The following is a 24,728-nucleotide window of genomic DNA, read 5'->3' on the forward strand; positions in this document are numbered from 1 at the left end:
GGGTCAGCGCAGGGTTTCGTTGAGCACCTCGCGGTGCGTCTGCTTCGCCGCGAGGTAGCGTTCCCGGCCCGCGTCGGTGATGGTGACGAAGATGCCGCGCCGGTCCATCTCGCACAGGGCCCGCTCGACCAGGCCCTCCTTCTCCAGGCGGGCGACCAGGCGGGACGTCGCGCTCTGGCTGAGGTGGACCGCTTCGGTCAGGTCGGCGGAGCGGCACTTGAAGTCGCAGGTCGCCAGGCGTTCCAGGGCCTCGAACTCGTTCGCGCCGATTCCGTGGCGCTCCTGCAGGCGGCACTCGAGCGTGCTGAACACCGCCGAGTAGCGCGCCAGCAGCTCGCGCCACTCCTGCACCAATGCCTGCTCGGCGACGTCGCTCACGGCGACCAACTTAGCATGCACAGGCATCAGATGCAAGTTCATTAAATGCGTAGACATTAGATGCGCGTGCATGTACTGTCGCCGCCATGAGCTCTTCCGTGTCCTTGTCCACCACTTCAACCCGGTGGGACGCACGTCTCTGGGGTGTCCTGCTCACCGTGTCGATCGTCATCGGTCTCGACGCGCTCGACGTGTCGATGGTCGGGGTCGCGCTGCCCGCCATCCAGGCCGACCTCGGCCTGTCCACCAGCGCACTGCAATGGGTCGTCAGCGGGTACGTGCTGGGCTACGGCGGGCTGCTGCTGCTCGGCGGGCGCACCGCCGACCTGCTCGGCCGCCGCCGCGTCTTCCTCACCGCCGTCGCGGTGTTCGCGCTGGCGTCGCTGCTCGGCGGGCTCGTCGACGACGGTGCCCTGCTCATCGCGAGCCGCTTCGTCAAGGGCCTGGCCGCCGCCTTCACCGCGCCGGCCGCGCTGTCCATCATCACCACGACGTTCCAGGAGGGCCCGGCCCGCAACAAGGCGATCAGCATCTTCGCCGTGTTCGGCGCCAGCGGTTACTCCGCCGGTCTCGTGTTCTCCGGGCTGCTGACCGAGGTCGGCTGGCGCTGGACGTTCCTGCTGCCCGCGCCGATCGCCCTGGTCGCGCTGGTCGCGGCGTGGAAGCTGATCCCGTCCTACCGCGCCGAGCAGACCGGCGGCTACGACTTCCCCGGCGCGATCACCGGTGCGGCGGGCTCGCTGCTGCTGGTGTTCGGCGTGGTCGAGGCCCCGGAGGTGGGCTGGGCGGCGCCGCGCACGCTGATCACGTTCGTCGTGGCGGCCGCGCTGCTGGTGACGTTCGTCCTCATCGAGAAGCGCAGCCGCCACCCGCTGCTGCGGCTGGGCATCTTCCGGTCCGGCCCGCTGGCCCGCGCCAACCTCGGCGGCGCGCTGTTCTTCGGCGCGTACATCGGATTCCAGTTCGTGGTGATGCTGTACCTGCAGCGGGTGCTGGGCTGGTCGGCCCTGCAGACGGCACTCGGCTTCCTGCCGGCGGCGCTGATCGTGGCGTTCGGCTCACCGCGCATCGAGCCGCTGATCGACCGGCTCGGCACGCCGCGCACGATCTTCGCGGGCGTCGTCGCGCACGTCATCGGCTATGCGCTGTTCCTGCGCATCGACGAGCACTCGGGATACGCGGGCAGCGTGCTGCCGAGCATGATCCTGCTCGGCATCGGCTTCACGCTGGCGTTCTCGTCGCTGAACATCCAGGCCACGGCCGGCATCGCGGACGACGAGCAGGGCCTGGCGGGCGGCCTCCTGAACACGTCCCTCCAGGTGGGCGGCGCAATCGGCCTGGCGGTGGTGACGGCGGTCCTGACCGCCAACGGCGGCCGCGAGGCCTCCCCGGCGGCACTGCTGACCGGCCTGACACCGGCGCTGAGCGTGGTCACCGGCATCGCGGTGCTCGGACTGCTCGTGGCGATCAGTGGCCTGGTGGCCCGGAAGCGGACCGCCGAGGAGCCGGTCGCCGAAGGGGACCTGCTGGCCCTCGCCGACTGAACCGGGAGATCCCAAGGTGGCCTTCGGTGCGCTGGATGCACCGAAGGCCACCTTGGGGCGCCGTCTTTTGCGGGCCCACCGCGTCCGGGCGGGTCAGCGGGCGACCCGCTCGTCGGTGCCCGGCACCTTCGCCGTCGCGATGGCGATGCGGTTCCACGTGTTGATCGTGAAGATCAGCGCGAGCAGCTGGGCTAGTTCCTCCTCGCCGAACTCCGCGGCGGCGCGGGCGTAGACGTCGTCGGGGACGCCGCCGGAGATCAGCGTGACCGCTTCGGTCAGGGCCAGCGCCGCCTGCTCCTTCTTGCTGAAGAAGTTCGTGGCCTCGTGCCACACCGCCACCATGTGCAGCCGCTCCTCGCTTTCGCCTGCCTTGCGGGCGTCGGAGGTGTGCATGTGGAGGCAGTACGCGCAGCGGTTGAGCTGGGACGCGCGGATCTGGACCAGTTCGACCAGCGCGGGGTCGAGGCCGGCGCGGGCGGCGGCGTCGAAGCCGATCAGGGCCTTGAAGGCCTTCGGGGCGGTCTTGGCGAAGTTCACTCGGTTCGTCATGACACAAACCTAGGGGCCGGTTGACCCCCGTGTAGGGTGCATTTCCGTGCCGGAATCGTGGGTCAATTCGGGGGAGCGGCTCGGCGCCGACCTGCATCTGGAGCTGGGGGACGGCCGGGGCAGGCGGGCCGCGCTGATCGTCGCGCTGCGGGACGCCGTCCGGGCCGGGCGGCTCGCTCCCGGGACGCGGCTGCCGCCCTACCGCTCGCTGGCCGCCGACCTCGGGCTGGCCCGCAACACCGTGGCCGACGCCTACGCCGAGCTGGTCGCCGAGGGCTGGCTCACCGCCGTGCAGGGCTCCGGCACCCGGGTCGCCGAACGTGCCGAACCGCTCGCGCCCGTGCGGACGCCGAAGAAGGCGCCCGGGTCGCCGCGGCCGGTGCACAACCTCCGGCAGGGCCAGCCCGACGCGACGTCGTTCCCGCGCACCGAATGGCTCGCCGCCGCGCGTCGCGCGCTGAACGTCGCCCCGCACGACGCCTTCGGGCCCGGTGATCCGCGCGGCCGCCGCGAACTGCGGGAAGCGCTGGCGCAGTACCTCGCGCGGGCCCGCGGCGTGCGGACGTCGCCGGAGCGGATCGTCGTGTGCTCCGGGTTCGCGCACGCCCTGCGGCTGCTGTTCCCGGCCGTGCTGCCCGGCCCGCTCGCCGTCGAGTCCTACGGCCTCGCGTTCCACCGCGCGATCTTCGCCGCCGCGAACGTCCGCACTATTCCCCTTGCCCTGGACGAAAACGGCGCACGCGTCGAGGAGCTGGCCGAGCCGCTCGTGCTGCTGACGCCCGCGCACCAGTTCCCGACCGGCGGCCCGCTGCACCACGACCGCCGGGCCGCGGTCGTCGGGCACGTCCGCGCCACCGGTGGCCTGCTCATCGAGGACGACTACGACGGCGAATTCCGCTACGACCGCAAGCCCGTCGGGGCGGTCCAGGGGCTCGACCCCGAGCACGTCGTCTACGTCGGCTCGGTCAGCAAGAGCCTGTCCCCGGCGCTGCGGCTCGGCTGGCTGGTGCTGCCGGAGCGGCTCGTCGACCCCGTGCTGGCGGTGAAGGGCGAGCGCGAGGCGTGGGCGGGTGTGCTCGACCAGCTCACGCTCGCCGAGTTCATCACCGCGGGTGCGTACGACCGTCACCTCCGCCGGATGCGGCAGCGCTACCGCCGCCGGCGCGACCAGCTCGTCGCGACCCTCGCCGAGCGGGCACCGCACGTGACCCCCACCGGCATCGCCGCCGGCCTGCACGCCGTGCTGCGCCTGCCGCCGGGCACGGAACGGGCCGCGCTGAAAGCCGCGGCCTGGCAAGGACTTGCGCTCGACGGCCTCGCCGGTTTCCGCCACCCGGACAGCACGATGTCCACAATGGACGGCCTGGTCGTCGGATATGCGACGCCGCCCGAGCACGCCTATGCCGCGGCGCTCGACGCACTCTGCCGTGCGCTGCCGCCGGCGTGAGCGCTATCCGACGATGTCGATTTCGAAGGGGTCGGTGGAGCTGTAGTTGATGTCCGCCCACACTGCGCCCGGCAGGTCGTAACGCCGGTGTGAGGTCAGTTTGTTGTTGTAGCCAGGAGTTTGCGTGGGGTTGTGGCCGACGCCCTGGTGGTCGCTGCCCCACGCGAAGATGTCCCCGATCCACATCGGCTTCGAAAAGCCGTCACCGCCGAGGCGCGGCCGGATGACGACGGCCGCGCCCGGGCTGCCGGACAAGAACACCCGGACCGCGTTCTGGTCGGCGTTCGGCGGGGTGACGGTGATGCGCTCCATGATCTCCACTCCAGTCGAGGCGGAACCGGCGTCGTCCACGCCCGGCCAGTAGTCGACGACGGACGAGACGTCGTAGCCGGGAGCGACGTTTCCCAGGTACTGCTTGGCGACCGCGCCGTCGGGAATGGCGGGATCGCCGTCGTAGTGCGCGATCCAGTAGTGCGGCTGCGCGACCCCGGCGTAGGAGAACGCCGACCGCACCGACGGCCAGGTCGAGAGGTTGCAGTAGACCGTCGGGTCGGCGCCCGCCGCGCGGCGCATCCGCACCCAGCCGGGCGCCTCGGCCGGCGTCGCGTCGCCCGGCTCGACGTCCAGGACGTGGCCGGCGTCGGTGGACGCCTTCTTGACAATGGTGACCTTGACGGCACGGGGAAACCGCGCCCAGTCCGCCGCCGACCAGGGTTCCAGCTTGATCCGGTCGATGTATCCCGCGACCATTCCGGCATCGGCGGGGATGTTCGCGGCCGTCACCGCGTCGTACATCGTGCGCACGGTTCCTTCTCCGTTCGGTGCCTTCGCGATCCGCCATCGTGCAGTTACCCCCGTGGGATGGCGGTCAAGCGAAAACGGCGGAGAAAGCATTGCCCGTCACCAAAACGGCCCACCGCGCAATTCCTTCACCGCGAATTCATGCACCGGCGGTGACGGCGGGCTCACCCGGCCGGAGTCGTATTCTGCCCGGTGATCGCCGTGACGCGGATTTCGACGCGCATTCCCGGCGCGCCCAGCGCCGCGACGCCGAGCTGGGTCCAGATCGGGGCGCGCTCGCCCATGCGCTTGCGGAACTGCTCGACCATGACGCGGGTGTGGTCGTCGCCGATGGTGTCCCCGGCGGTGGGAACGTGGAACGAATCCACCGCGACGACGTCGGCCCAGCTGGCGCCGGCGGTGGCGAGCGTGCGCTCGACGTTGTCGAAGGCACGGACGATCTCGTCCTCGAGGGCCGCGGGGAAGACGGTGTCGTCGTCCCAGCCGCCCTGTCCCGAGATTTCGACGCGGTCGCCGATCCGGACGGCCTGGGTGTAGTGCAGGGCGTCGAGGTGGCGGGGGCCGTAGCCCGGGGTGACGAAGAACTGCGGCGCGGTCATGGGGATCCCTTCGGTTTACTTCACGCTTGAAGTCAAGGTAGCACGGATTTACTTCAAACGTGAAGTCATGGGTGGTGGGTTATGGTGCCGTCATGAGCACGGGCGGCGGAGCAGGCGTGGAGCAGCCACGCTGGCTCAACGCTGCCGAAAAGGAAGCCTGGACCGGCCTGGTCTCGCTCATCCTGCTGCTGCCGGGACGGCTCGAGGCGCCGCTGCACCGCGAAGCGGGCCTGACGCTCTTCGAGTACCTCACGCTCAGCCACGTCTCCGAGGCGCCCGGGCGCCGCCTGCGGATGAGCGAACTGGCCTACCTGGCCAACGGTTCCCTGTCCCGGCTGTCCAATGTGGTCAAACGCTTCGAGCAGCGTGGCTGGGTGCGGCGCTCACCCGACCCCGAGGACGGCCGCTACACCCTGGTCGCGCTGACCGACGCCGGTTTCGAGAAGGTGGTCGCGGCCGCGCCGGTGCACGTCCGCACGGTGCTGGACGTGCTCGACCCGCTCACCGCGGCCGACCAGCAGGCGCTGGCCCGCATCGCCGCCAAGCTCCGGGTGCGCCCCACCGACCTGGCCTAGCCCAAGTCCGCGGACCCACCGTGTCGTGAGTGGTAATGAGGGTTCTAACCCGAATTACCACTCACGACAAGCCGCGGCAGACCACGCGGGCCGGGTGGTTGTCCACAATGCTCCGTTAGGCCGTTCGGTCCCTGGTGGACGGAAGTGTGCCGAACGTATGCTCCCGGAACTTCCGCTGCGGCGGTGGACGAACTGGGGGGACGACGGTGGGTTCTCGACGGTCCGCACGCAGATTCCGGATGCTCCTCCTGCCGCTGCTGCTGGTTCTCGGCCTCGGCACGCCGGTCGCCCGGCCCGCCGCCGCGGCGGTGCCGGCGACGATGTCGGCGGCCGAGCTCACCACCATGTTCGCCACCTACGGCAACCAGGGCGGGCACTGGACCGGGGCCGACAGCACGACGTCGGTGCCGCTGCCGGACGGGCGGATCGCCTGGCTGTTCTCCGACACCTTCCTCGGCACCGTCAACCCGGACTTCTCCCGGCCGCCGGGCACGCCCATGGTGCACAACACCATCGTCGTGCAGGACGGGACCGCACCGACCCAGACCATTTACGGCGGCACCGCGTCGGCGCCGAAGGCCGTGGTCGAAGCCACCGACCCCGCGGACATGTACTGGGTCGGCGACGGCACGGTCGCGGGCGGCGCGCTCAAGGTGTTCTACAACCGCTACCACCGCACGGGTGACGGCCCGCTCGACTTCACGCTCGCCGGAACCGCCCTGGTCACCTTCGCGCTGCCCGCCCTCACCGTGTCGAGCGTCCAGCCGCTGCCCCTCGGCACCACGATCGGCTGGGGTTCCGCCGTGCTGGACGACGGCGGCTACACCTACGTGTACGGCACCGAGTCCGCCGGCTCGCTGAAGTTCGCCCACCTCGCCCGGACGCCGCTCGGGCTGTCCGGTGCCTGGGAGTTCTGGACCGGCACCGGCTGGTCGTCGAGCGAAAGCGCGTCCACCCGCCTGCTGAGCGGCGTCGGAACGGCGTTCTCCGTCGACAAGATCGGCTCGCAGTACGTGCTGGTCACGCAGGACGCCGACACCCCGTTCTCGCCGTCGATCGTCGCGCACGTCGCGCCCGCGCCCACCGGCCCGTTCGACGCGCCGCGGTACCTGTTCGACGCACCCGAGCCCGGCAACGGCAAGCAGCAGCAGATCTACGACCCGCGTACCCATCCCGAGCTGGCCGCGAACGGCAAGCTGCTGATCTCCTACAACGTCAACTCGCTCGACAACGCCCAGAACTTCGCCGACGCCCGGATCTACCGGGCCCGTTTCACCGAGGTCGCCTGGCCGCCGTCGGCCCCGGGAACGGGACCCGCCGCGCCGACCGGCCTGACGCTGACCGGCACGGGCAGCCCCGTCACCGTGTCCTGGCAGCCGGTGACCGGCGCGACGTCCTACCGCCTCTACCGCCGCGACGTCACGCACGGCCAGACCTACTTCAGCCGGATGCCGGCGAGCTACACCGCCACGACCACCGATCTCGGCTTCCTCGAAGACGGGGTGACCTACGAATTCAAGGTCGCCGCCGTGAACAGCGCGGGTGAAGGACCGGCGAGCGCCGTGGCGAGCGTGACCGTCCACGTCGAGCCGCCACCGGCACCGGCGAACCTGCAGGCCACCGCGAACGGCGCGGGCGGGGTCGCCCTGACCTGGGCCCCGGTCGGTGTCACCGCGCGCTATTCGGTGTACCTGCGGGACGTCACCGCCGGGCAGACCGACTTCACACCGGTGGCCGTGCCGGATCCGCTCGCCACGTCCGCGACCGCGCCGGACCTGGCCAGCCAGCACGTCTACGAGTTCAAGGTGACCGCGAGCAACGGCGGTGGCGAGAGCGGGCCGAGCAACCTGGTCCAGGCCACCGCCCGGTACGACAAGCCGCTCGCGCCGGGCGGGCTGACCGCCACGGCGGACGGCCTCGGCGCCGTCCAGCTGTCCTGGTCGGCACCGCCGGGCCGCAACTGGTACTGGATCTACGAACGCGACGTCACCGCGGGCGAAACGAACTTCACGCAGATGACCTACCCGGTCACCGACGGGACGACGGCGAAGCCGGGCGGCTTCCTCAACGGCCACGAGTACGAGTTCGCCGTGTCCGCGATCAACGCCGGCGGCGAAGGGCCGCGCAGCGCGCCTGCCCGCGCCACCATCCGCTACGACAAGCCGGGCGCGCCGTCCGGGCTGACGGCCACGGCGAACAACGACGGCTCGGTGAGCCTGCAGTGGACGGCGCCGTCGCCGGGGGACAACCTCTGGTACTGGATCTACCAGCGGGACGTCACCGCGGGGGAAACCGCGTTCACCAAGCTCGAATACCCCATCACCGACGGGACTTCCTTCCGTCCCGGCTACCTGATGGCGGGCCACGAGTACGAATTCCAGGTCGCCGCGATCAACGCCGGCGGCGACGGCCCGGTCAGCGCGCCCGCGAGGGCGACGGCCCGCTACGACAAGCCGCCGGCCCCCACCGGGCTGACCGCCACGCCCGGCGACGGGCAGGTCTCGCTGTCGTGGACGGCGCCGGGACCCGATCTCTGGTACTGGATCTACTACCGCGACACCACCGCCGGGGAAACGAACTTCACCCAGGCCCAGTACCCGATCACCGACGGCACGACCGCGACACTCGGGCTGCTGGCCAACGGGCACGCCTACGAGTTCAAGGTCTCCGCCGTCAACGCGGGCGGGGAGGGCGCCGCCAGCGCGGTCGTGACGGCCAAGCCGCTGCCGCCGCTGCCCGCCAAGGTCACCGGCCTGGCCGCGGCCCCGCAGGCCGACGGCACGGTCAAGCTGACCTGGACCGCGCAGAACGCCGTCTACTACTGGGTTTACTACCGCGACAGCACGGCGGGCGGGGCGTACACCAAGCTCCCGTACCCGTCGGCCGAGCCGTCGACGACCGTCGGCCTGCTGACGAACGGGCACCGGTACGACTTCAAGGTCGCCGCGACGAACCTGGCAGGCGACGGCCCCGACTCCGACGTCGTCGGCGCCGTGGCGAGCGTGGCGGTGCCGGGCGCGCCCGGCAACCTCACCGGCATCGCGGCCGGCGACGGCAGCGTCGACCTCGCGTGGGACTCCGCCGGGCCGAACATGTACTACTGGATGTACCGGCGGGACGTCACCGCGGGCGAGACCGCCTTCACCAAGGCCCTCTACCCGACCGACCAGACCTCGGCGAGCTGGGAAGGGCTGCAGGACAGCCACGTCTACGAGTTCCAGGTGCGGGCGGAGAACGCGGGCGGGCTCGGTGCGCCGTCGAACACCGTCTCCGTGACCGCGCACGGCGGGCTCCCGGCGCCGCCGACCAACCTCCGGCTCACCCCCGGCAACGGCCAGATCGTCGTCAACTGGACCGCGAGCACGACATCGGACGTCTACTACTGGGTCTACTACCGCGACGCGAGCACCGGGGAGTCGTTCCGCAAGCTTTCGGTGCCGTTCAGCGGGACCACGGCAACCCTGTCGCCGCTGACCAACGGGCACACCTACGAGGTCAAGGTCGCGACGACGAACTGGGCAGGGGACAGCAGGACGACACCGGTGGCGAGCGCGCGGCCGCTGCCGCCGGTCCCGGCGGCGCCGTCGCTGACGGCGATCGCGGGCAACGGCGAGGTCGGCCTCGGCTGGCAGGGCGCCGAGCACGCGACCGCGTTCCGGGTCGAGTACCGCGACACCACGGCCGGGCAGCAGGGCTGGACGCAGGGTCCCGCGGGCATCAACGCCTACGCGGTGACGGTGCGGTCGCTCACCAACGGCCACCGGTACGAGTTCCGGGTCTTCGGCAACAATGTCGCCGGGGAAAGCGCACCGTCCAATGTGGTCGCGGCGACCCCGGTGCCGCCACCGCCGTCGGCGCCGTCGAACCTGCGGGCCACCGCGGGCAACTCCCAGGTGACCCTGTCGTGGAACGCCAGCCCGACGCCGGACGTCTACTACTGGGTCTACTTTCGGCCGCAGGGCCAGTCGGCCTGGTACAACGTGGCGACGCCGGTGCGCGGAACGTCCTTTGTGCACAAGCCGCTGTTCAACGGCTTCAGCGTGGAGTACAAGGTCACCGCGGCGAACCTCGGCGGGCAGAGCGGGTTCTCGAACACGGTGTCGGCGACACCGTTCCTGCCGGTCCCGGCCGCGCCGTCGGGCCTGACCGCGGTGGCGGGCGACCGGCAGGTGTCGCTGTCGTGGAACGCCAGCCCGTCGCCGAACGTGTACTACTGGGTGTACTACCGCCCGCAGGGACAGAGCGCGTGGCTGTATCACCCGAAGCCGGTCTACGGCACCTCGTTCGTCCACACCGGACAGTGGAACGGCTTCACGATCGAGTACAAGGTGACGGCGGCGAACGCGGCCGGGCAGAGCGGGTTCTCGAACACCGTCAGCGCCCGGCCCCTGCCACCGCTGCCCGCGAAACCGACGATGCGGGCGTTCCCGATCGCGCGGACCGGGATGGTGCGCACGGAATGGGAAAGCCCCTACTCCGACGGGCTGTACTTCCAGCTGCAGCACCGGGGCCCGTCGACGTCCAACGTCTGGGTGAACACCTACGCCCCGATCATCGCGAACCCGGGGACCAGCAGCTACTTCGCCGAAGTGCCGGAGACCTCGCTGCTGCCGTTCCAGGACTTCGACTTCCGGGTCATCGCCCACAACCTGGCCGGGGAGACGGTCTCGGACTGGAAGACGGCGAAGGCATGGCCCAACTTCGCCAGCGTGTACGTCGACTTCACCGGGCCGACGTCGGACAGCTACGCGAAGTGGGCCTTCGCCCGCAACAACGACTACTGGAGCCTCTACCACTTCGACTGGTCGACCGACGGCTGCTCGGTACCGGGGGTGCCCGGCACCTGGGCCGATTTCCCGCTGGCGTTCAACTTCCGCCCGTACTGCATGCGCCACGACTTCGGCTACCGCAACCACTACACGGCCGGCCTCGACAGCCAGCCCTGGTTCCACCGCATCAACGCCACGATGTACTGGGACCTGCGCCGGATGTGCGACGGGCAGAGCTGGTGGCAACGGGGCAGCTGTTACGCGCTGGCCAGCACTTATTCCTTGGCGGTGGAGAACTTCGCCCAGGACGCGTGGAACGCGGGCGGGCACTGAGCGGTGGGCACCCGGCCACCTGCGGGGGTGTGCCTAGGGTTCGTCTTCGCCGTCGACCCACTCCAGCAGGTCGCCGGGCTGGCAGCCGAGCACGCGGCACATCGCCTCCAGCGTGCTGAACCGGACCGCCTTCGCGCGGCCGTTCTTCAGCACCGCGACGTTCGCCGGGGTCAGGCCGACCTTCTCCGCGAACTCCCCGACACTCATCTTGCGCTTGGCCAGCTCGACGTCGATGCGCACGACGATCGGCATCAGATGACCCCTTCCAGGTCGGACCGCAGCGTGGTGGCCTGGCGCAGCAGCGCGCGCATGACCACCATCAGCAGCCCGATCACGGTGATGCCGACCGTCACCAGGAACAGCACCATCGGCATGCCGGGGTCGTCGGCGTTGATCCCGACGAACACCAGCAGGCCGGCGAACACCAGCCACGCCGCGGCCACCGCCCAGACGATGACGTCGACCCACTTCAGGGACGCGCTGGTGAAGATCCGGTCCTTCTTGACCAGGGTCAGCAGCTTCCAGGTCGCGACGAGCACCGCCTGCACGCACAGCACCAGGAACACCGCGATCGCGGTCAGCGGCCAGCGCAGGTTCGCGTCGTGCGGGTTCTGCTGCGTGTGGTAGGCGATCCCGCCCGGCAGCGACAGCGTCTGGAACACGACGAGGACGCCGAAGAGCACGACGAGGAACACCCGGAGCGCGGCGACGGCCCACTTCTCGCTTATCATGTGCCGACTATCGCTCGATTTCTATCGAAAGTCAATCGATCGGCTTGCAGGTGGTCAGGTGTGCGGTTCGGGGTGGCCGGGGGTGAACTCCGCGGTCAATCGATCGGCTTGCGAGCGGTCAGGTAGACGTGCGGCTCGGGGCCGGCGTCCGGGTGGTCGGGCGTGAACTCCGCCTGGTCCTCGCGGACGACCTCCAGGCCCGCCGCGCGCAGCCGATCGGCCAGCGCCTCGGCGGGGAAGCTGCTCGCCCGGACCGGGTGGCCCATGAACACGATGTCGACGCCGTCGACGTCGGCGGGCACGGTCGCGAACAGCAGCAGCCCGCCCGGCTTCAGCCAGGCCGCCAGCCGGCCGATCATCGTCTCCTGCTCGGCGCGGGGCAGCTGCAGCATCGAGAAGAACGCCGTGATCGCGTCCCACGTTCCGTCCGGAAAGGACAGTTCGCGCATGTCCCCGTGCTCGAACCGGGCGGCGGGCACCTGGGCCCTGGCGATCTCGACCATCTTCGGCGCGACGTCGTAGCCGGTGACGTCGTGGCCCGCCGCGACCAGCAGCTCCGCGGTGGGCCGCCCGGTGCCCGCGCCGAGGTCGAGCACCTTCGCCTCCGGGGGCAGGGCCGCGAGCAGGTCGGTGAGCGCCGCCCGCTGCGCGGTGGCGGTGCGGAAGGCGTGTTCGTAGTCCGTGCCGAGGGCGTCGAACACCTCGGCGGCCGTTTCGGGACGCGTCATGAGCGCGACCTTGCCAGACCGGCGCCCGCCTGCGCGACGTTAGGATTCCCGCGTGATGCGGAAAGTCTTCGCCGGGCTCGGCAAGAGCCGCGCGTTCGCGGTGCTCGGGCGGGCGCTCGTGCCCGCCGACCGGGTGCTGCTGCGGATCAGCGGCGGGCGGCTGGGGGTCGGCGCGGCCGTCGGGCTGCGGACCCTGCTGCTCACCACGACCGGACGGCGCAGCGGCGAACCCCGCCAGGTCCCGCTGCTGTACGTCGAACGCGGCGGCTATGTCGTGATCGGCTCCAACTGGGGCGGCGAAGCGCACCCGGCGTGGTCGGCGAACCTCCTGGCGCACCCGGCGGCGCGGGCGACCGTGGACGGGCGCACGATCGACGTCACCGGACGGCTCCTGACCGGCCGGGAGCGCCAGGAGACGTGGGACGCGGTGGCCGCGTACTGGCCCGCCTACGACCGTTACGCCGAGCGGGCCGCGCACCGCGAGATCCGCGTGTTCCTGCTGGAGCCGGTCAGCCGATGAGGTCGGTGTGCCGGATCCGGTACACCTGCAGCCGCAGGTTGTAGTACTTGTCGGTCTCGCCGACCCACCGCATCCCGAGCCGCTTCGCCACGGCGATCGCGCGGGTGTTGTTCGGCCGCGCGACCGCGAAGAGCTCTTCGGTGTCCTGCGTGAACGCCCACTCGATCAGCGCGGACGCCGCTTCCGACGCGTAGCCCTGGCCCCAGACCTCGGGATTCAGCTGCCAGCTGAGTTCGAGGTCCTCCTCGAACGGCGGCAGCAGCCGGATGCCGAGGCCGCCGATCACCGCGCCGTCCTCCTTGCGCTCGACGGCCCAGCGGCCCCGCGGCGGCGGCAGGTTCGGCTGCGCCTCCTGCCAGGCGTGCAGGACCGAGCGCATCGCGCCGATGTCGCCGACGCGGTCCATGGCGGGGGTGAGCCAGTGCGTCACGTCCTCCGCGCCGTAGACCGCGAACGCGGCTTCGGCGTCGGCAGGCGTCCAGTCCCGGATCACGAGACGGTCGGTGCTCAACGGGGTCTCCATACCCGGACGTTACGCCGGAAGGCCGGGGATTGTTCCCGTCCACTCAGGACCGCGCCGGAAATCCGTGCCGCCGGGCGCCGAGGACCACCGCGAGCACCGGCAGCAGGAGCAGCAGCAGCGCCCACGGGAACGCCGCGGGCCCGGCGGCGTCGAGCAGGACACCGCCCGCCACGCCGCCCGCGGCCATCGCCGCGTTCCAGAGCGTGACCAGCATGGCCTGCGCGTTGTCCGCGGCCTCGCCGCCGACGTTCCCGGCCGCCGTCTGGAGCAGTGTCGGGACGCCGCCCCAGCCCAGGCCCCAGAGCGCCACGGCGAGGTAGACCAGGGCGGGACTGCCCGCGAACACCGCCAGCAGCGCCGCGGCCACCGCGACCAGGATCGTGGCGAGGACCATCAGCGTCCGCAGCGCGCGGTCGATCACCGCGCCGACCGCCCAGATCCCGGCCATCGACGCGACGCCGAACACGAGCAGGACGACGTCCACCGCGCCGCCCATCCCGGCGTGCCCGAGGAACGCGGCGACATAGGTGTAGAGCACGGTGTGCGCGAGCACGAACACCAGCGTCACGGCCAGCACCGGGAGCACACCCGGCACACTCAGCGTGCGCAGGACGGGCACGCGGGCGCCGGTCTGCCCGGGCTGGTCCGGGACCGCGGCGGTGATCCAGGCCAGGAGCACGACCGCGATCGCCGACATCACGGCGAACGCCGAGCGCCAGCCGAGCAGGCCGCCGAGGAACGTCCCGGCGGGGATGCCCAGCGACAGGGCCAGCGGGATGCCGGTCATCACGATCGCGATGGCCTTGCCCTGCAGGTGCGCGGGCGCCAGCCGCCGCGCGTACCCGGCCAGCAGTGCCCAGACGACACCCGCGGCGACACCGGCGACGAACCGGGCGGCCATCGTCAGGACGTAGTCCGACGACAGGGCCGTCACGGTGTTGGCGACGGCGAACCCGGCGACCCCGGCCAGCAGCAAGCGCTTGCGGCGCCAGGCCGCGGTGGCCGCGGAGAGCGGGATCGCGGTGAGGGCGGTGCCGAGCGCGTAGATCGTCACGGCCTGGCCCGCGGCGGATTCACCGACACCGAGGCCGGCGCTCATCCCGGGCAGCACACCGGCGGGCAGCGCCTCGGTGAGCACGGTGACGAACGCGGCGGTCGTCAGGGCGAGGAGTGCGGTCAGGGGAAGCGGTCGGGTGCGGAGATCGGTCATGCGGCTATGCTCAAACCCTCACATTGATGTGAAGGTCTACGTGAGGTGGCACACATGCGGATCGGCGAGCTCGCGGAGCGCACCGGCACGTCCCGCCGGCTGCTCCGGTACTACGAGGAACAGGGACTGATCGTGGCAGGCCGCGGCCCCAACGGCTACCGCGACTACGACGAGCCGACGGTCGACCGGGTCATCCAGGTCCGCGGCCTGCTCGACGCCGGCCTGCCGACGCGGATCATCAAGCAGATCCTGCCGTGCCTCGACAAGCCGCGGACGATCTACTTTCCCGACGCTACTCCGGAGATGATCGCGACTCTGGAGGCGGAACGTGACCGCATGACCCGGCGGGCGGAATGCCTGCTGCGTAACCGGGATGCGATCGGGGAGTACCTGGACGCGGTGCGGGAGTACAACCGCGTCCAGGTGTGACCGTGCGTTAGCGGAATCCGACGTCGAAGGTGCGGCCGCCCACGGCGTTGGCCGTCCGTTCGGTTGCCGCGACCATGGCGCGCATCACGGCGTTCCGCCGGGTCGCGTAGGCCGCGACCTCCGCGGCGGCGACGAACGCGTCGGCGCAGGTTGCCGGGATCCGGGGCGTGACGCATTCCAACGGCGTCAGTCGAACGTCGGCGGCTGCCTTCTCAATGCGATTCACTGTCATCCTTCTCGTGGTATCGGCGGGAGCCGATTTTCCCCGGCCGAAGGGCGACGGGGAATCCGAGAATCGCGGAGAATGACGGGAAAGGGTGCTGACGACCTCAGAGGTGCGTCTCGACGGCGCGCAGCAGCTGCAGCACCGACACGCCGCCCGGAGCCGCCGCGTGGTGGACCGCTTCGGCCGCCGACGGGTGGAAGCCGATGTTGATGTCCGGGGTGCCCTGGTTGATCGCGCGGGCGAACTCGCGCTCGGCCGTCGCGCGCTGGGCGCAGGCCAGGCGGGTGACCGCGCGCCACACCGCCCATGCGCAGCTCACCGGCTCCAGCGGGGTGAGCGGGACGATGTCGTCCGACGTGACGCGCTGGGCGGCCGATTCGATGCGATTCACAGAAATGTCCTTTCTGCCTCGTTCGGCCGCGAGCGTAAAAGAGCGCCCGCGGCCGGACGAGGCAGAAGCGGCGAAATCCGCAGTGAATTCCCGGCAAGGGCGGAACCGGGCAGGAATCACCAGCGCCGGGACGGGTCGATCACGTGGACGGCCGCTTCCTCCGCCGACGCCGCGCCGCCGTCGATGCCCGCGTCGGAGGCGTACAGCTCTTCGTCGGTGTCCTCGCCGAAGCCTTCGTCGGACGCGACCAGGCGGCCCGCGCGGACGTCGCCGACCTCGTCGTCCCACGGCTCGCCGTCGGTGTCGGCCGTGTCGCCGAGGCCGTCGCCGCCGTCGTCGGTCACGTCCGGGACTTCGCGGGCGAGGCGGCCCGCCCAGCTCTCGCCCTCCGCCGTCTCGCGCGCGGTGGTGCCCCAGCCCTCGGTGGCCTGCGCGCGTTCCGGCGGCGAGTACCCTTCCGCCAGCTCGTCGCGGTCGTCGAGGGTGTCCTCGGGGTCGAGGATGCCGGTGTCGGCGTTGTCTTCGATGTCGTCGTCCACGGACGTCATCTTCGCGCAACTCCTTGGCCCCGCCCAGCACGGGTGATATCACCGGCAGGGCCGCCGCACGGGCGGCGGCCGGACCGGTGAAAGGTGATCCCTCATGCCGATGAGACGCAGGGTGCTGGCCGCGGGGCTGGCCGGGGTGTTCGGCGCCGCGCTGTCCGGGCGGACCGCACAGGCCGCGCCGCCGGTGCGGCTCGACCAGCTGAACCTGGTCAGCCTGTCGCACGTCAACGATCCGGCCACCACCAACGTCTTCCCCGGGGACCCGGCGTTCGAGCTGGAGACCATCGCGACCATCCCGCAGGACGGCTACTACCTGCAGTACGTCCGCGAAGGCGAGCACACGGGCACGCACTGGGGCGCGCCCGGGCACTTCAACACCGGCGAGCCGCTCGCCGACGAGCTGGACCCCGGCGACCTGTTCCGGCCCGCGGTGAAGATCGACGTCCGGGCGAAGGCCGCGGCGAACCCCGACTACGCGGTGACGATCGACGACCTCAAGGCATGGGAGAAGCGCCACGGCCGGATCCCGGCGGAGTCCGTGGTCGTCCTCTGGACCGGCTGGGACGCCAAGTGGGGCACCCCGGCGTTCCCCAACACCGGCGCGGACGGCGTCCTGCACCAGCCGGGCTTCTCGGTCCCCGCGGTCCAGTGGCTGATCGACACCGGACGCCTGGGCCGCCGCGGCGGCACGGGCACCGACACGTTCAGCCCCGACGTCGGCACCGACGAGACGTACACGGTGTCCAAGCTGGTCTACCGGCGGCACCGGATCAGCCTGGAGATCCTGGCCAACCTCGCGGCCCTGCCCACGACGGGGGCGTGGGTGCTGGCGGGTGGCCCGATCAACCGCCGTGGAGCGGGTTCGACGGCGACGATTTTCGGTGTGCTGCCCTCGGGGGTGAGCTGACTCCAAAGCCTCTGAAGGCCACCATCACAGCACCAGATGCCTTGATGGTGGCCTTCAGAGCACGCTGGACAGCTAGCCGGCGGAGAGGGTCGAAAGCCGGAGGGTGGTCAGCGGGGCCGGGCGGCCGAAGAGGTAGCCCTGGGCCGCCGGGCAGCCCGCGCCCGTCACCAGCTCCGCCTGCGCGCGTGTCTCGATGCCCTCGGCGACCACGTCGACGCCGAGGTCGGCGCACAGCCCGACCAGTGACCGGCACAGGGCCGCGTCGCGGTCCGGGCGGTCGCCGGTCATCAGGGCGCGGTCCAGCTTGACCAGGTCGACCGGCAGCGCGTGCAGGACCGTCAGCGAGCTGTAGCCCGCGCCGAAGTCGTCGAGGGCCACCCGGACGCCGAGGTCCTGCAGGCGCCGGATCGCCGCCGCGCCCGCGGCCAGGTCCGGGACCGGCACCGTCTCGGTGATCTCGACGACCAGCCGCTCCGCGGGCAGGCCGTAGCGGTCCAGTGCCGCGCCGACGCTCTGCTCCAGCGCTGCCGCGCCGAGCCGGCTCGCGCACACGTTGACGTGCACCGTCAGGTCCACCCCTGCCGTGGTGATCTCGCGGCAGGCCAGGTCCAGCACCAGCGCGTCGAGCTCGGCGCCCAGACCCGCGCCCTCGGCGGCGCGGACGAACGTCTCGGGGGACACCGCCGTGCCGTCGCGGGCCGTCCAGCGCGCCAGTGCCTCCACCGCCTGCGGGGCGCCGCCGGGCAGCCGGACGATCGGCTGGAACACCAGCCCGAACCCCTCCGGGATGCCGCCGTCCGCGCGGCGCAGTGCCGCCGGGAAGTCCGGTGGCGCGTCCTCCGACGGGCGGTAGACGACGGTGGTGTCCTTGCCCAGCCGCTTGCCCGCGTACATCGACGTGTCCGCGCGGCCCAGCAGCACGTCCGCCGTGATCGCCGGCTCGTCCGGGTCCGGCACCACCAGTCCCATGCTCGCGCGGACCGGGACCAGCGTGCCGTTGACGGCGAACGGCCGCCGCAGCGCGCCCTGGATCCGGTCGGCGACGGCCTGCGGGGCATCCAGCTCGCCCTCCAGCAGGATCGCGAACTCGTCGCCGCCCAGGCGCGCCACCGTGTCGCCCGCGCGGACGCAGCTCAGCAGCCGCTGGGCGACCGCGTGCAGCAGGACGTCGCCGCCCGCGTGCCCGAACCGGTCGTTGACCTCCTTGAAGTCGTCGAGGTCGACGAAGATCAGCACCAGCGGCCGGTGCGCCTCCTCGACCGCCCGGTCCAGCCGGTCGGCGAACAGCGCGCGGTTGGCCAGCCCGGTCAGCGGGTCGTGGTAGGCCTGGTGGGTCAGCTGCTGCTGGCCCTCGTACACCCGGCGCAGCAGCACCCGGTTGTCCAGCAGGGAAAGCAGCTGCCGGGCCAGCACGAGGAAGATGACCAGCACCCCGACCGAGACCTCGACGACGTCCGGCCCGGCACCGGCCACGACCTGCACGGTGATCAGCAGCGCGACCGCGGTGACCGGCACGTACGGCAGCGCCAGCTGCCACCAGTCGACGCCGACCGGCTGGCCCGCCTCGTCCCGCCGCCGCTGGTTCGGCGTCACCAGCAGTGCGTAGGCGATGAACAGCGGCCCGAGCACGAACCCGCCGTCCGACCACGGCTTCATGCTCTCCGCGCCGATGCTGACCAGGTAGGCGAACACGCTGTCGGAGCAGGCCAGCGCGACGATCCCGACGGCGAGCAGCAGCAGGTTCGCGCGGTACGGGCGGTCCACCCGGTCGAACACCACCAGCAGCAGCGCGACGACCACGATCACCAGGTCGGACAGCGGGTAGGCGATGGCGACCGCCCAGGTCAGCGCGTCCGGCCCGGTGGCCCTGACCACCTGCCCGAGTGCCGCGGTCCAGGTGAGGATGAACAGCGAGCCGGTGACGACCAGGCCGTCGAGCACCACCGCGACGCCGAAGTGGGCCGTCCACTGCGCGGGCAGCCGTCGTGCGCGGTCCGGCCGGATCCGGGCCCTGGCCAGGGTGAACAGTGCGGCGAGCGCGAACACCGGGAAGCTCAGGTAGCCGACGTCGGCCAGTGACGGCGAGGGCAGCCCGCGGCCGTCGACGAGCTGGTACCACGACCAGACGCACTGGCCGAGCGACCAGCCCGTCATGCCGAACGCGATGAGCAGCCGCCACCAGCGCTGGTGGCCGCGGGTCCGGCGGGCAAGCAGGACCCCGCTGACGACCGCGGCGATCCCGGCCGAGAGCTGCATCGCGTCGTCGGCCCACTGCGCGAGGGTGTCGCCCCAGAACGCGAAGCCGTTGACCACGACCAGGGTGACCGTGAGGACGACGAGCAGGATCGCGACTGGGTACCGCCGCACTGTCATGGCACCTCACGCGGTCGTCGGAACCGGGAAACCCTACACCGGGCGTGACCGGCCCCCGCCTCACCGCACCGGGCGCAGGTCAGGCGATGTCGCGGCGGTGCAGCAGCCAGCCGCCGAGGACGCCGAACACGACCAGGTACCCGGCCAGCACGGCGGTCGCCTGCCCCGATCCGACGACCTGCCCGACGCCCGGCGCGCTCGCCCCGAACGCCGCGGCCAGCGCACCCGCGTTCGGGCCGGGCAGCACCTTCTGCAGCTGCGCGACCCAGTCCAGCAGCGGCGCGGCGATCGACGCGAGGAGGTTCTGCACCGCGAGCAGCCACACCAGGCCCAGCCCGATCGGCAGCGCGACCGAGCGCAGGCCGATCGCCAGCAGCACGCCGAGCGCGCCCCACATGGTCGTGACCAGCCAGCCGGCGCCGAGGCCGAGCAGGACGTCGGAGACGGCGGGCCAGGTCAGCGCCTGGCCTTCGAGCGACGCCACGAGTGCGCTCGCCCCCGCCGTCGCCGCGAACAGCGTCAGCACCGCCGCGAGCGTCGCCAGTGCGACGGTGACCAGCTTCGCGCCGTACACCGCGACGCGCGAAGGGTGTTGCACCAGCACGGTTTTCCACGTGCCGTAGCCGTATTCGCTGCCCGCGACCAGCACGCCGAAGATCAGCGCGAGGGCGCCGACGAAGATCGGCAGGCCGCCGAGGGCGCTGCCGACGAAAGCGTCCGGCAGCATCGCGGCCAGCCCGCGGCCGGAGCCCGGCGGCCCGGACGTGGCCCCGCTCAGGCCCGCGTACGGGACGGCGTAGCCGAAGGTGAGGGTCAGGACGACGGCGACGGCCAGCAGCAGCCAGGTCGCGGGGCGGCGGGCCTGCTTGGTCAGCTCGGCGCGGATGTCACGCAGCATCGGGGGTACCTCCGGTCAGGGCGAGGAAGGTCTGTTCCAGGTCGGGTTCGTGCCAGCGCAGCTCGGTGACGGTGCAGCCGGCGCCGACCAGCCCGGCGTTGACGCGGCCGGCCTCACCGGGGTCGACGTCGAGTTCGAGGGCCCGGCCGTCGACGCGGACGCCGCCGTAGCGGTGCCGCAGGTGGTCGCGTGCCTGCTCGAGCGGCTCGGCGACGACGCGCAGCGCGCCGCCGGACCGCAGGTCCGCGACCGTGGTCTCGGCGACGAGCCGTCCGCGGTCGAGCACGCCCACGCGGTCGCAGATCTGCTCGACCTCGGCCAGCAGGTGGCTGGACAGCAGCACGGTGCACCCGCCGGCGGCCAGCTTGCGCAGGGTGACCCGCATGTCGGCCATGCCCGCCGGGTCGAGGCCGTTGGTGGGCTCGTCGAGTACCACCAGCTCGGGGTCCTTCAGCAGCGCCGCGGCCAGGCCGAGCCGCTGCTTCATGCCGAGCGAGTACGTCGAGTACCGGTCCTTGGCGCGCTCGGTGAGGCTGACGACGTCGAGCACCTCCTCGACGCGCGTCCGCCGCACCCCGGCGTGGTCGGCGAGGACCCGCAGGTTGGCCCGGCCGGACAGGTACGGGTAGAACGCGGGTCCTTCGATCAGGGCGCCGACACGGGCGAGGCTGGCCGGTCCCGGTTCGGCGCCGAGCAGCCGTACCCGGCCGGACGTCGGCCGGATCAGGCCGAGCAGCATGCGCAGGGTGGTCGTCTTGCCGGCGCCGTTGGGGCCGAGGAAGCCGTACACCTCACCGGCCCGCACGGACAGGTTCAGGTCCTCGACGGCGGCGGCCGGTCCGTAGCGCTTGGTCAGCGCGGTCGTGGCGACGGGCAGGGTCATGGTGCTCCTTCCGGATGCGGCCCCACGGCTTGAAGACCGAGAGGACGCTGGCGAACAGCAACAGGGCAGGGGCGACGACCACGGGGTAGAGCAGGCCTTGCGGGTCCGCGGTGGCCTGGGCGATTCCCGGGCGCAGCGCGACGAGGATCAGCACTGCCATCAGGACGTTGATCACGAGCTTCACGGCCACCCACCAGTAGCGGAGGAGGCCGTACCGGGTGCCGAGGCCGAGCACGACGCCGGTGGCGAGCGTCAGGACGGCGGCGGTCAGCATCGGCCACACGGCGAACAGGCCGAGTGCCGCCAGGCTGGTGGTGCGGACGCCCGCGTCGCCGGTGACGAGCGCGGTCGTGACGAGGATGCCGAGGACCGCGTCGATCCCGATCCACGCCCCGGCCGCCACGATGTGCGCGACGAGAAAGGTCTTGCGGGTCCGGATGCCCAGCCGGGTCATGGTCGCCTCCTCGGGGTTTCGGTGGCTCCCATCCTCGGGATCCGGGCGCCCGCGGTCGTCCGACGGCGTACGGCACTTGCGCCTACGCCGGGCTGCGTACGCGGGTACGTTCGGCGTGGTGATCACGCGCATCAGGGGGTACGCGCTGCCGGACGGCGAGTACGCCGACCTCTACGCCGACGGGGACCGCTGGACGACCGACCCGGTCCCGGGCGCGACGCTGGTGGCCGAGGGCTGGCTGGTGCCCGGCCTGGTCGACGCGCACACCCATCCCGGCGCGGCCGCGCCCGGGCAGCCGATGGACGCCGGGCTGCTCCGGGAACAGCTGCACCAGCACGTCGACGCGGGGGTGACGCTGATCCGCTCCCCGGGACTGCCGGGCGAGCCGCCCGCGTGGTTCGGCGAGGACCCCGACGTGCCGCGCGCCCGGCACGCGGGCCCGTGGCTGGCGCAGCACGGCCAGTTCTTCGACGGCTGGGGCCGTCGCGCGGACCACGGCGAGCTGCCCGCACTGGCGGCCGCGCAGGCCGCGCGGACGGGCTGGGCGAAGATCATCGCGGACTGGCGCGTCGGTGATGCCGCGGTGCCGGTGGACGTGCTGCGGGCCGTGGTGCGCGAGGTGCACGCGGCAGGCGGCCGGGTGGCGGTGCACAGCCAGCACCCGGAAGGCGGCGCGGCGGCGGTGGCGGCGGGCGTCGACAGCCTGGAGCACGGGATGTGCCTCGACCCGGGCCTGCTGGCCCGGATGGCCGAGCAGGGGACGGCGCTGACGCCGACGTTGTCGGTGATCACCGGAAGCCTGCGGCGGCGGGAGAACGAGCCGGACAGCCCGGCCCGCACGTGGTACCTGAGCGGCGCGCGGGTGCACGGCGCGCTGACGGCCGCGGCCGCGGAGGCGGGCGTGCGGGTGCTGGCGGGCACGGATTCCCTGCCGCACGGGGGAATCGTGGCCGAGATCCGCGCGCTGGCCGCGGCGGGAGTCAAGCCGCACGACGCGCTGGCGGCGGCGTCGTGGAGTGCGCGCGAGTACCTGGGACTGCGCGGCCTGGAACCGGGCGCCCCGGCCGACGCGGTCGTCTACGACCGGGACCCGCGGGAGGACCTGGCCCAGCTGGCCGATCCGGCCGCGGTCGTGCTGCGGGGCCGGTGCGTCCGGCGCCGCGGCTGGGTGGCCGGTCCGGGCTCGTGAGTGGTAATTCGGGTTCTAACCCTAATTACCACTCACGACAAGCCGCGGCAGACCGCCTGCGGGTCAGCCGGGGCCGCCGGGCTCGCGCGGCTGCCGTGGGGCAGGCACGACGAACGCGATGACCGTCGCCGCCAGGCCGGCGAGTACGGACAGGTGGGCGGCGGCCGGCACGGCACTGATCAGGAACAGCCGCAGCGACCCCGAGATCAGCAGGCGCCACATCCTCGGGCTCATGATCAACAAGTACCCGCCGCCCGCCGCCCCCAACCGGGGCCGGGGCAACGGCCGGGTCACGATCACCCGGCCGGGGCCGCGGCCACCACCGGGGGACGCGGGTGCGCCGGCGCCGGGCCGTCCTGCCCGCCGAGGGCGAGCCCGGTCACGAGTGCCACCGCCGTGAGCCAGAAACCCGCCCGCAGCAGCTGAGAGAACGAACAGACGATCTTCATTTCGGCTCCTTCGAATCGTGTGGCCGAACCCGAGAATGCGGCCGCGGGGAACGCGACCGCAAGGAGTTTCCCGTTTCCCGTCGCAGCGGGAAAGGAAACCCCGGGATAACGATCCGTTTGCCGGGCCGTGATCGGCTGGACATCCGCGGTGGCACTGACGAACATTGACTCCCCGTGCGTGGAAAGGGGAGGAACGGTGGACCTCAGTGCGGCGGACGTGGTCGGCGAGCTCAAGGCACTGCGCAAAGGGAGGGCAATTTTCACGACGCCGCTCGCGGACCGGATCGGCCCCGCATTGCGCACCACTTGTGGCATTTCGGAAGCCGACGGCACCGTGGAGATGCGCCGCAAGCTGCTCGACCGGCTGCGGCCGCTGGTCGAGTCGCTGCCGGACGACCTGAAGATCGCGCTGCGGGCGGCGTTCGCGCTGGACGAGCGGGCGCGCAAGCCGTTCTACCAGGAGCGGGTGCACTGGGCGGCGAGCACGCTCGACCGCGACGACCGGACGGTCCGGCGGCGGATCGACGAGGGCATCGAACAGATCGCCGCAATGGCCGTCGCGACCCGCGAAGCGGAACTGCGGCCGCGCTATCCGAGCCGCAGCTGGCACACCGAAGAACTGCGCGTCACGCTCGCTCTCGACCAGCCGGTGCCGGAAGCGTTCGAATTCCGCAGGGTGATCGCCGACGCCGACGAAATCGCCGTGCTCGACCTGGCGTTGACGTTACCCGTATCGGGTGAATCCGGGCCCGGTGATCTGGCGGTCGACGTCTTCCACGGCGGAGTGCTCGCCGGCCGCGTGATGGAATCGAGTGACCGGGTCGGGCTGGCACTGCGGCTGCCGGAGCCGTTGCGGCGCGGCGCGCGGCACGAGATCGGCCTCCGGTTCCGGGCGCACCTCGGCGGCCCGCGGTACGTCTGCGTGCCGCGGCACCCGTGCGACCTGTTCGATCTGCACGTCCGGTTCGGTGCGCGGGTGCCGGAGCGGATCGTGCGGCTGGAGAAGGTCTTCCAGAGCGACGCGGCCGACGCCGGGACCCGCCGTCCGCGCGGCGCCGAGCTGGCCGCCGACGACGCGGGCGAGGTGCACGTGCGGTTCCGTGACCTGGCACCCGGCTTCGCGTACGGCGTCCGGTGGGGCCGGACCGGACAATAGCCGGACAAATCCTGCCGCCCTGCAACGTTGCTGGTCAGCCCCTCGATTACGCCATATGCCGGACCCGGACCGTCGAAGCACCGGTGTGCTCCACAGTGGACGGACGTGCCGGTGGCGG

Annotated in this window: 27 protein-coding genes; 9 read left to right on the top strand and 18 right to left on the bottom strand. The window is 71.9% G+C overall.

All coding sequences use genetic code 11. The annotated features are described in order from the left end of the window. Positions 1–3: 3 nt before the first annotated feature. Positions 4–378, bottom strand: a complete 375-nt coding sequence (locus ABJI51_RS23560) for a MarR family winged helix-turn-helix transcriptional regulator (RefSeq protein WP_348953467.1) — start codon at positions 376–378, stop codon at positions 4–6. Between the two features lie 86 nt (positions 379–464). Here ABJI51_RS23560 and ABJI51_RS23565 point away from each other — a divergent pair, with 86 nt between their 5' ends. Beyond that, entirely contained in the window at positions 465–1,922 is a 1,458-nt protein-coding gene (locus ABJI51_RS23565; RefSeq protein WP_348953468.1) for an MFS transporter, read from the top strand. Positions 1,923–2,015: 93 nt separating this feature from the next. On the opposite strand, the gene ABJI51_RS23570 is transcribed toward ABJI51_RS23565, so the two are convergent. Continuing rightward, positions 2,016–2,471, bottom strand: coding sequence for a carboxymuconolactone decarboxylase family protein (locus ABJI51_RS23570; RefSeq protein WP_348953469.1), 456 nt, complete (start codon positions 2,469–2,471; stop codon positions 2,016–2,018). Between the two features lie 46 nt (positions 2,472–2,517). On the opposite strand from ABJI51_RS23570, the gene pdxR reads away from it, so the two are divergent. Then, positions 2,518–3,918: a MocR-like pyridoxine biosynthesis transcription factor PdxR gene (gene pdxR, locus ABJI51_RS23575; RefSeq protein WP_348953471.1), complete on the top strand. Its 1,401-nt coding sequence runs from the start codon at positions 2,518–2,520 to the stop codon at positions 3,916–3,918. 3 nt (positions 3,919–3,921) lie between these two features. On the opposite strand, the gene ABJI51_RS23580 is transcribed toward pdxR, so the two are convergent. Together ABJI51_RS23580 and ABJI51_RS23585 are read right to left on the bottom strand one after the other, a co-directional pair. Further along, on the bottom strand, positions 3,922–4,722 hold the full coding sequence (locus tag ABJI51_RS23580; RefSeq protein ID WP_348953473.1) for a glycoside hydrolase family 25 domain-containing protein: 801 nt from the start codon (positions 4,720–4,722) through the stop codon (positions 3,922–3,924). 161 nt (positions 4,723–4,883) lie between these two features. Beyond that, positions 4,884–5,318 (bottom strand): RidA family protein, encoded by a 435-nt coding sequence (locus ABJI51_RS23585; RefSeq protein ID WP_348953474.1) that lies wholly within the window; start codon positions 5,316–5,318, stop codon positions 4,884–4,886. A 92-nt stretch (positions 5,319–5,410) separates the two neighbouring features. On the opposite strand from ABJI51_RS23585, the gene ABJI51_RS23590 reads away from it, so the two are divergent. Then, positions 5,411–5,893 carry a MarR family winged helix-turn-helix transcriptional regulator gene (locus ABJI51_RS23590; RefSeq protein ID WP_348953475.1) on the top strand — a complete coding sequence of 161 codons (483 nt, stop codon included), beginning with the start codon at positions 5,411–5,413 and terminating at the stop codon, positions 5,891–5,893. Between the two features lie 239 nt (positions 5,894–6,132). Further along, positions 6,133–10,995 (top strand): phospholipase A2, encoded by a 4,863-nt coding sequence (locus ABJI51_RS23595; protein ID WP_348953477.1) that lies wholly within the window; start codon positions 6,133–6,135, stop codon positions 10,993–10,995. Positions 10,996–11,028: 33 nt separating this feature from the next. Here ABJI51_RS23595 and ABJI51_RS23600 read toward each other — a convergent pair whose 3' ends face one another. From ABJI51_RS23600 to ABJI51_RS23610, 3 genes are all read right to left on the bottom strand, one after another. Continuing rightward, complete coding sequence (locus ABJI51_RS23600) at positions 11,029–11,247, bottom strand: helix-turn-helix domain-containing protein (RefSeq protein ID WP_348953478.1); 219 nt, start codon at positions 11,245–11,247, stop codon at positions 11,029–11,031. Next, a complete protein-coding gene (locus ABJI51_RS23605; RefSeq protein WP_348953479.1) occupies positions 11,247–11,726 on the bottom strand; it encodes a DUF2975 domain-containing protein in 480 nt (159 codons plus the stop codon). Before ABJI51_RS23605 ends, ABJI51_RS23600 begins: the two co-directional genes overlap by 1 nt. Before the next feature lie 95 nt (positions 11,727–11,821). After that, entirely contained in the window at positions 11,822–12,454 is a 633-nt protein-coding gene (locus ABJI51_RS23610; RefSeq protein ID WP_348953480.1) for a class I SAM-dependent methyltransferase, read from the bottom strand. A 55-nt stretch (positions 12,455–12,509) separates the two neighbouring features. On the opposite strand from ABJI51_RS23610, the gene ABJI51_RS23615 reads away from it, so the two are divergent. Further along, positions 12,510–12,974: a nitroreductase family deazaflavin-dependent oxidoreductase gene (locus ABJI51_RS23615; protein ID WP_348953550.1), complete on the top strand. Its 465-nt coding sequence runs from the start codon at positions 12,510–12,512 to the stop codon at positions 12,972–12,974. On the opposite strand, the gene ABJI51_RS23620 is transcribed toward ABJI51_RS23615, so the two are convergent. Both ABJI51_RS23620 and ABJI51_RS23625 read right to left on the bottom strand, forming a co-directional pair. Continuing rightward, positions 12,964–13,497 carry a GNAT family N-acetyltransferase gene (locus tag ABJI51_RS23620; protein ID WP_348953481.1) on the bottom strand — a complete coding sequence of 178 codons (534 nt, stop codon included), beginning with the start codon at positions 13,495–13,497 and terminating at the stop codon, positions 12,964–12,966. The two genes, ABJI51_RS23615 and ABJI51_RS23620, sit on opposite strands and share 11 nt — an antisense overlap. A 43-nt stretch (positions 13,498–13,540) precedes the next feature. Then, complete coding sequence (locus tag ABJI51_RS23625; RefSeq protein ID WP_348953482.1) at positions 13,541–14,707, bottom strand: MFS transporter; 1,167 nt, start codon at positions 14,705–14,707, stop codon at positions 13,541–13,543. A gap of 54 nt (positions 14,708–14,761) precedes the next feature. On the opposite strand from ABJI51_RS23625, the gene ABJI51_RS23630 reads away from it, so the two are divergent. Next, on the top strand, positions 14,762–15,136 hold the full coding sequence (locus ABJI51_RS23630) for a MerR family transcriptional regulator (protein WP_348953484.1): 375 nt from the start codon (positions 14,762–14,764) through the stop codon (positions 15,134–15,136). A gap of 7 nt (positions 15,137–15,143) precedes the next feature. Here ABJI51_RS23630 and ABJI51_RS23635 read toward each other — a convergent pair whose 3' ends face one another. The 3 genes from ABJI51_RS23635 to ABJI51_RS23645 form a co-directional block, all read right to left on the bottom strand. Then, positions 15,144–15,317 carry a hypothetical protein gene (locus tag ABJI51_RS23635; protein ID WP_348953485.1) on the bottom strand — a complete coding sequence of 58 codons (174 nt, stop codon included), beginning with the start codon at positions 15,315–15,317 and terminating at the stop codon, positions 15,144–15,146. A 148-nt stretch (positions 15,318–15,465) separates the two neighbouring features. Beyond that, a complete protein-coding gene (locus tag ABJI51_RS23640; RefSeq protein ID WP_348953486.1) occupies positions 15,466–15,753 on the bottom strand; it encodes a hypothetical protein in 288 nt (95 codons plus the stop codon). Between the two features lie 116 nt (positions 15,754–15,869). Beyond that, on the bottom strand, positions 15,870–16,292 hold the full coding sequence (locus tag ABJI51_RS23645; RefSeq protein ID WP_348953551.1) for a DUF5709 domain-containing protein: 423 nt from the start codon (positions 16,290–16,292) through the stop codon (positions 15,870–15,872). A 103-nt stretch (positions 16,293–16,395) separates the two neighbouring features. Here ABJI51_RS23645 and ABJI51_RS23650 point away from each other — a divergent pair, with 103 nt between their 5' ends. Further along, positions 16,396–17,208 (top strand): cyclase family protein, encoded by an 813-nt coding sequence (locus tag ABJI51_RS23650; RefSeq protein ID WP_348953488.1) that lies wholly within the window; start codon positions 16,396–16,398, stop codon positions 17,206–17,208. A gap of 72 nt (positions 17,209–17,280) precedes the next feature. Here ABJI51_RS23650 and ABJI51_RS23655 read toward each other — a convergent pair whose 3' ends face one another. The 4 genes from ABJI51_RS23655 to ABJI51_RS23670 form a co-directional block, all read right to left on the bottom strand. Further along, positions 17,281–19,575 (bottom strand): putative bifunctional diguanylate cyclase/phosphodiesterase, encoded by a 2,295-nt coding sequence (locus tag ABJI51_RS23655; RefSeq protein WP_348953489.1) that lies wholly within the window; start codon positions 19,573–19,575, stop codon positions 17,281–17,283. Positions 19,576–19,660: 85 nt separating this feature from the next. Beyond that, positions 19,661–20,479 (bottom strand): DUF2705 family protein, encoded by an 819-nt coding sequence (locus ABJI51_RS23660; RefSeq protein WP_348953490.1) that lies wholly within the window; start codon positions 20,477–20,479, stop codon positions 19,661–19,663. Next, positions 20,469–21,362: an ABC transporter ATP-binding protein gene (locus tag ABJI51_RS23665; RefSeq protein WP_348953491.1), complete on the bottom strand. Its 894-nt coding sequence runs from the start codon at positions 21,360–21,362 to the stop codon at positions 20,469–20,471. Before ABJI51_RS23665 ends, ABJI51_RS23660 begins: the two co-directional genes overlap by 11 nt. Continuing rightward, a complete protein-coding gene (locus ABJI51_RS23670) occupies positions 21,271–21,816 on the bottom strand; it encodes a hypothetical protein (RefSeq protein WP_348953492.1) in 546 nt (181 codons plus the stop codon). Before ABJI51_RS23670 ends, ABJI51_RS23665 begins: the two co-directional genes overlap by 92 nt. Before the next feature lie 118 nt (positions 21,817–21,934). On the opposite strand from ABJI51_RS23670, the gene ABJI51_RS23675 reads away from it, so the two are divergent. After that, entirely contained in the window at positions 21,935–23,005 is a 1,071-nt protein-coding gene (locus ABJI51_RS23675) for an amidohydrolase family protein (protein WP_348953494.1), read from the top strand. Between the two features lie 63 nt (positions 23,006–23,068). Here ABJI51_RS23675 and ABJI51_RS23680 read toward each other — a convergent pair whose 3' ends face one another. Beyond that, positions 23,069–23,239 (bottom strand): hypothetical protein, encoded by a 171-nt coding sequence (locus ABJI51_RS23680; protein WP_348953495.1) that lies wholly within the window; start codon positions 23,237–23,239, stop codon positions 23,069–23,071. A 62-nt stretch (positions 23,240–23,301) separates the two neighbouring features. Continuing rightward, positions 23,302–23,454 carry a hypothetical protein gene (locus ABJI51_RS23685; protein ID WP_348953497.1) on the bottom strand — a complete coding sequence of 51 codons (153 nt, stop codon included), beginning with the start codon at positions 23,452–23,454 and terminating at the stop codon, positions 23,302–23,304. A 196-nt stretch (positions 23,455–23,650) separates the two neighbouring features. Between ABJI51_RS23685 and ABJI51_RS23690 the strand changes: the two genes are divergently transcribed. Further along, positions 23,651–24,610 carry a hypothetical protein gene (locus tag ABJI51_RS23690; RefSeq protein WP_348953498.1) on the top strand — a complete coding sequence of 320 codons (960 nt, stop codon included), beginning with the start codon at positions 23,651–23,653 and terminating at the stop codon, positions 24,608–24,610. Positions 24,611–24,728 lie beyond the last annotated feature (118 nt).

Origin of the sequence: Amycolatopsis melonis (genome assembly GCF_040064235.1) — a bacterium.
Taxonomy (GTDB): domain Bacteria; phylum Actinomycetota; class Actinomycetes; order Mycobacteriales; family Pseudonocardiaceae; genus Amycolatopsis; species Amycolatopsis melonis.

What these genes read in the sequence shown, in the direction of transcription:
- ABJI51_RS23565 (WP_348953468.1), top strand. Translation starts at nt 465, where the DNA reads ATGAGCTCTTCCGTGTCCTTGTCCACCACTTCAACCCGGTGGGACGCA.
- ABJI51_RS23570 (WP_348953469.1), bottom strand. Translation starts at nt 2,471, where the DNA reads ATGACGAACCGAGTGAACTTCGCCAAGACCGCCCCGAAGGCCTTCAAG.
- ABJI51_RS23585 (WP_348953474.1), bottom strand. Translation starts at nt 5,318, where the DNA reads ATGACCGCGCCGCAGTTCTTCGTCACCCCGGGCTACGGCCCCCGCCAC.
- ABJI51_RS23590 (WP_348953475.1), top strand. Translation starts at nt 5,411, where the DNA reads ATGAGCACGGGCGGCGGAGCAGGCGTGGAGCAGCCACGCTGGCTCAAC.
- ABJI51_RS23595 (WP_348953477.1), top strand. Translation starts at nt 6,133, where the DNA reads ATGCTCCTCCTGCCGCTGCTGCTGGTTCTCGGCCTCGGCACGCCGGTC.
- ABJI51_RS23600 (WP_348953478.1), bottom strand. Translation starts at nt 11,247, where the DNA reads ATGCCGATCGTCGTGCGCATCGACGTCGAGCTGGCCAAGCGCAAGATG.
- ABJI51_RS23605 (WP_348953479.1), bottom strand. Translation starts at nt 11,726, where the DNA reads ATGATAAGCGAGAAGTGGGCCGTCGCCGCGCTCCGGGTGTTCCTCGTC.
- ABJI51_RS23610 (WP_348953480.1), bottom strand. Translation starts at nt 12,454, where the DNA reads ATGACGCGTCCCGAAACGGCCGCCGAGGTGTTCGACGCCCTCGGCACG.
- ABJI51_RS23615 (WP_348953550.1), top strand. Translation starts at nt 12,510, where the DNA reads ATGCGGAAAGTCTTCGCCGGGCTCGGCAAGAGCCGCGCGTTCGCGGTG.
- ABJI51_RS23620 (WP_348953481.1), bottom strand. Translation starts at nt 13,497, where the DNA reads ATGGAGACCCCGTTGAGCACCGACCGTCTCGTGATCCGGGACTGGACG.
- ABJI51_RS23625 (WP_348953482.1), bottom strand. Translation starts at nt 14,707, where the DNA reads ATGACCGATCTCCGCACCCGACCGCTTCCCCTGACCGCACTCCTCGCC.
- ABJI51_RS23630 (WP_348953484.1), top strand. Translation starts at nt 14,762, where the DNA reads ATGCGGATCGGCGAGCTCGCGGAGCGCACCGGCACGTCCCGCCGGCTG.
- ABJI51_RS23650 (WP_348953488.1), top strand. Translation starts at nt 16,396, where the DNA reads ATGCCGATGAGACGCAGGGTGCTGGCCGCGGGGCTGGCCGGGGTGTTC.
- ABJI51_RS23660 (WP_348953490.1), bottom strand. Translation starts at nt 20,479, where the DNA reads ATGCTGCGTGACATCCGCGCCGAGCTGACCAAGCAGGCCCGCCGCCCC.
- ABJI51_RS23665 (WP_348953491.1), bottom strand. Translation starts at nt 21,362, where the DNA reads ATGACCCTGCCCGTCGCCACGACCGCGCTGACCAAGCGCTACGGACCG.
- ABJI51_RS23670 (WP_348953492.1), bottom strand. Translation starts at nt 21,816, where the DNA reads ATGACCCGGCTGGGCATCCGGACCCGCAAGACCTTTCTCGTCGCGCAC.
- ABJI51_RS23680 (WP_348953495.1), bottom strand. Translation starts at nt 23,239, where the DNA reads ATGAGCCCGAGGATGTGGCGCCTGCTGATCTCGGGGTCGCTGCGGCTG.
- ABJI51_RS23685 (WP_348953497.1), bottom strand. Translation starts at nt 23,454, where the DNA reads ATGAAGATCGTCTGTTCGTTCTCTCAGCTGCTGCGGGCGGGTTTCTGG.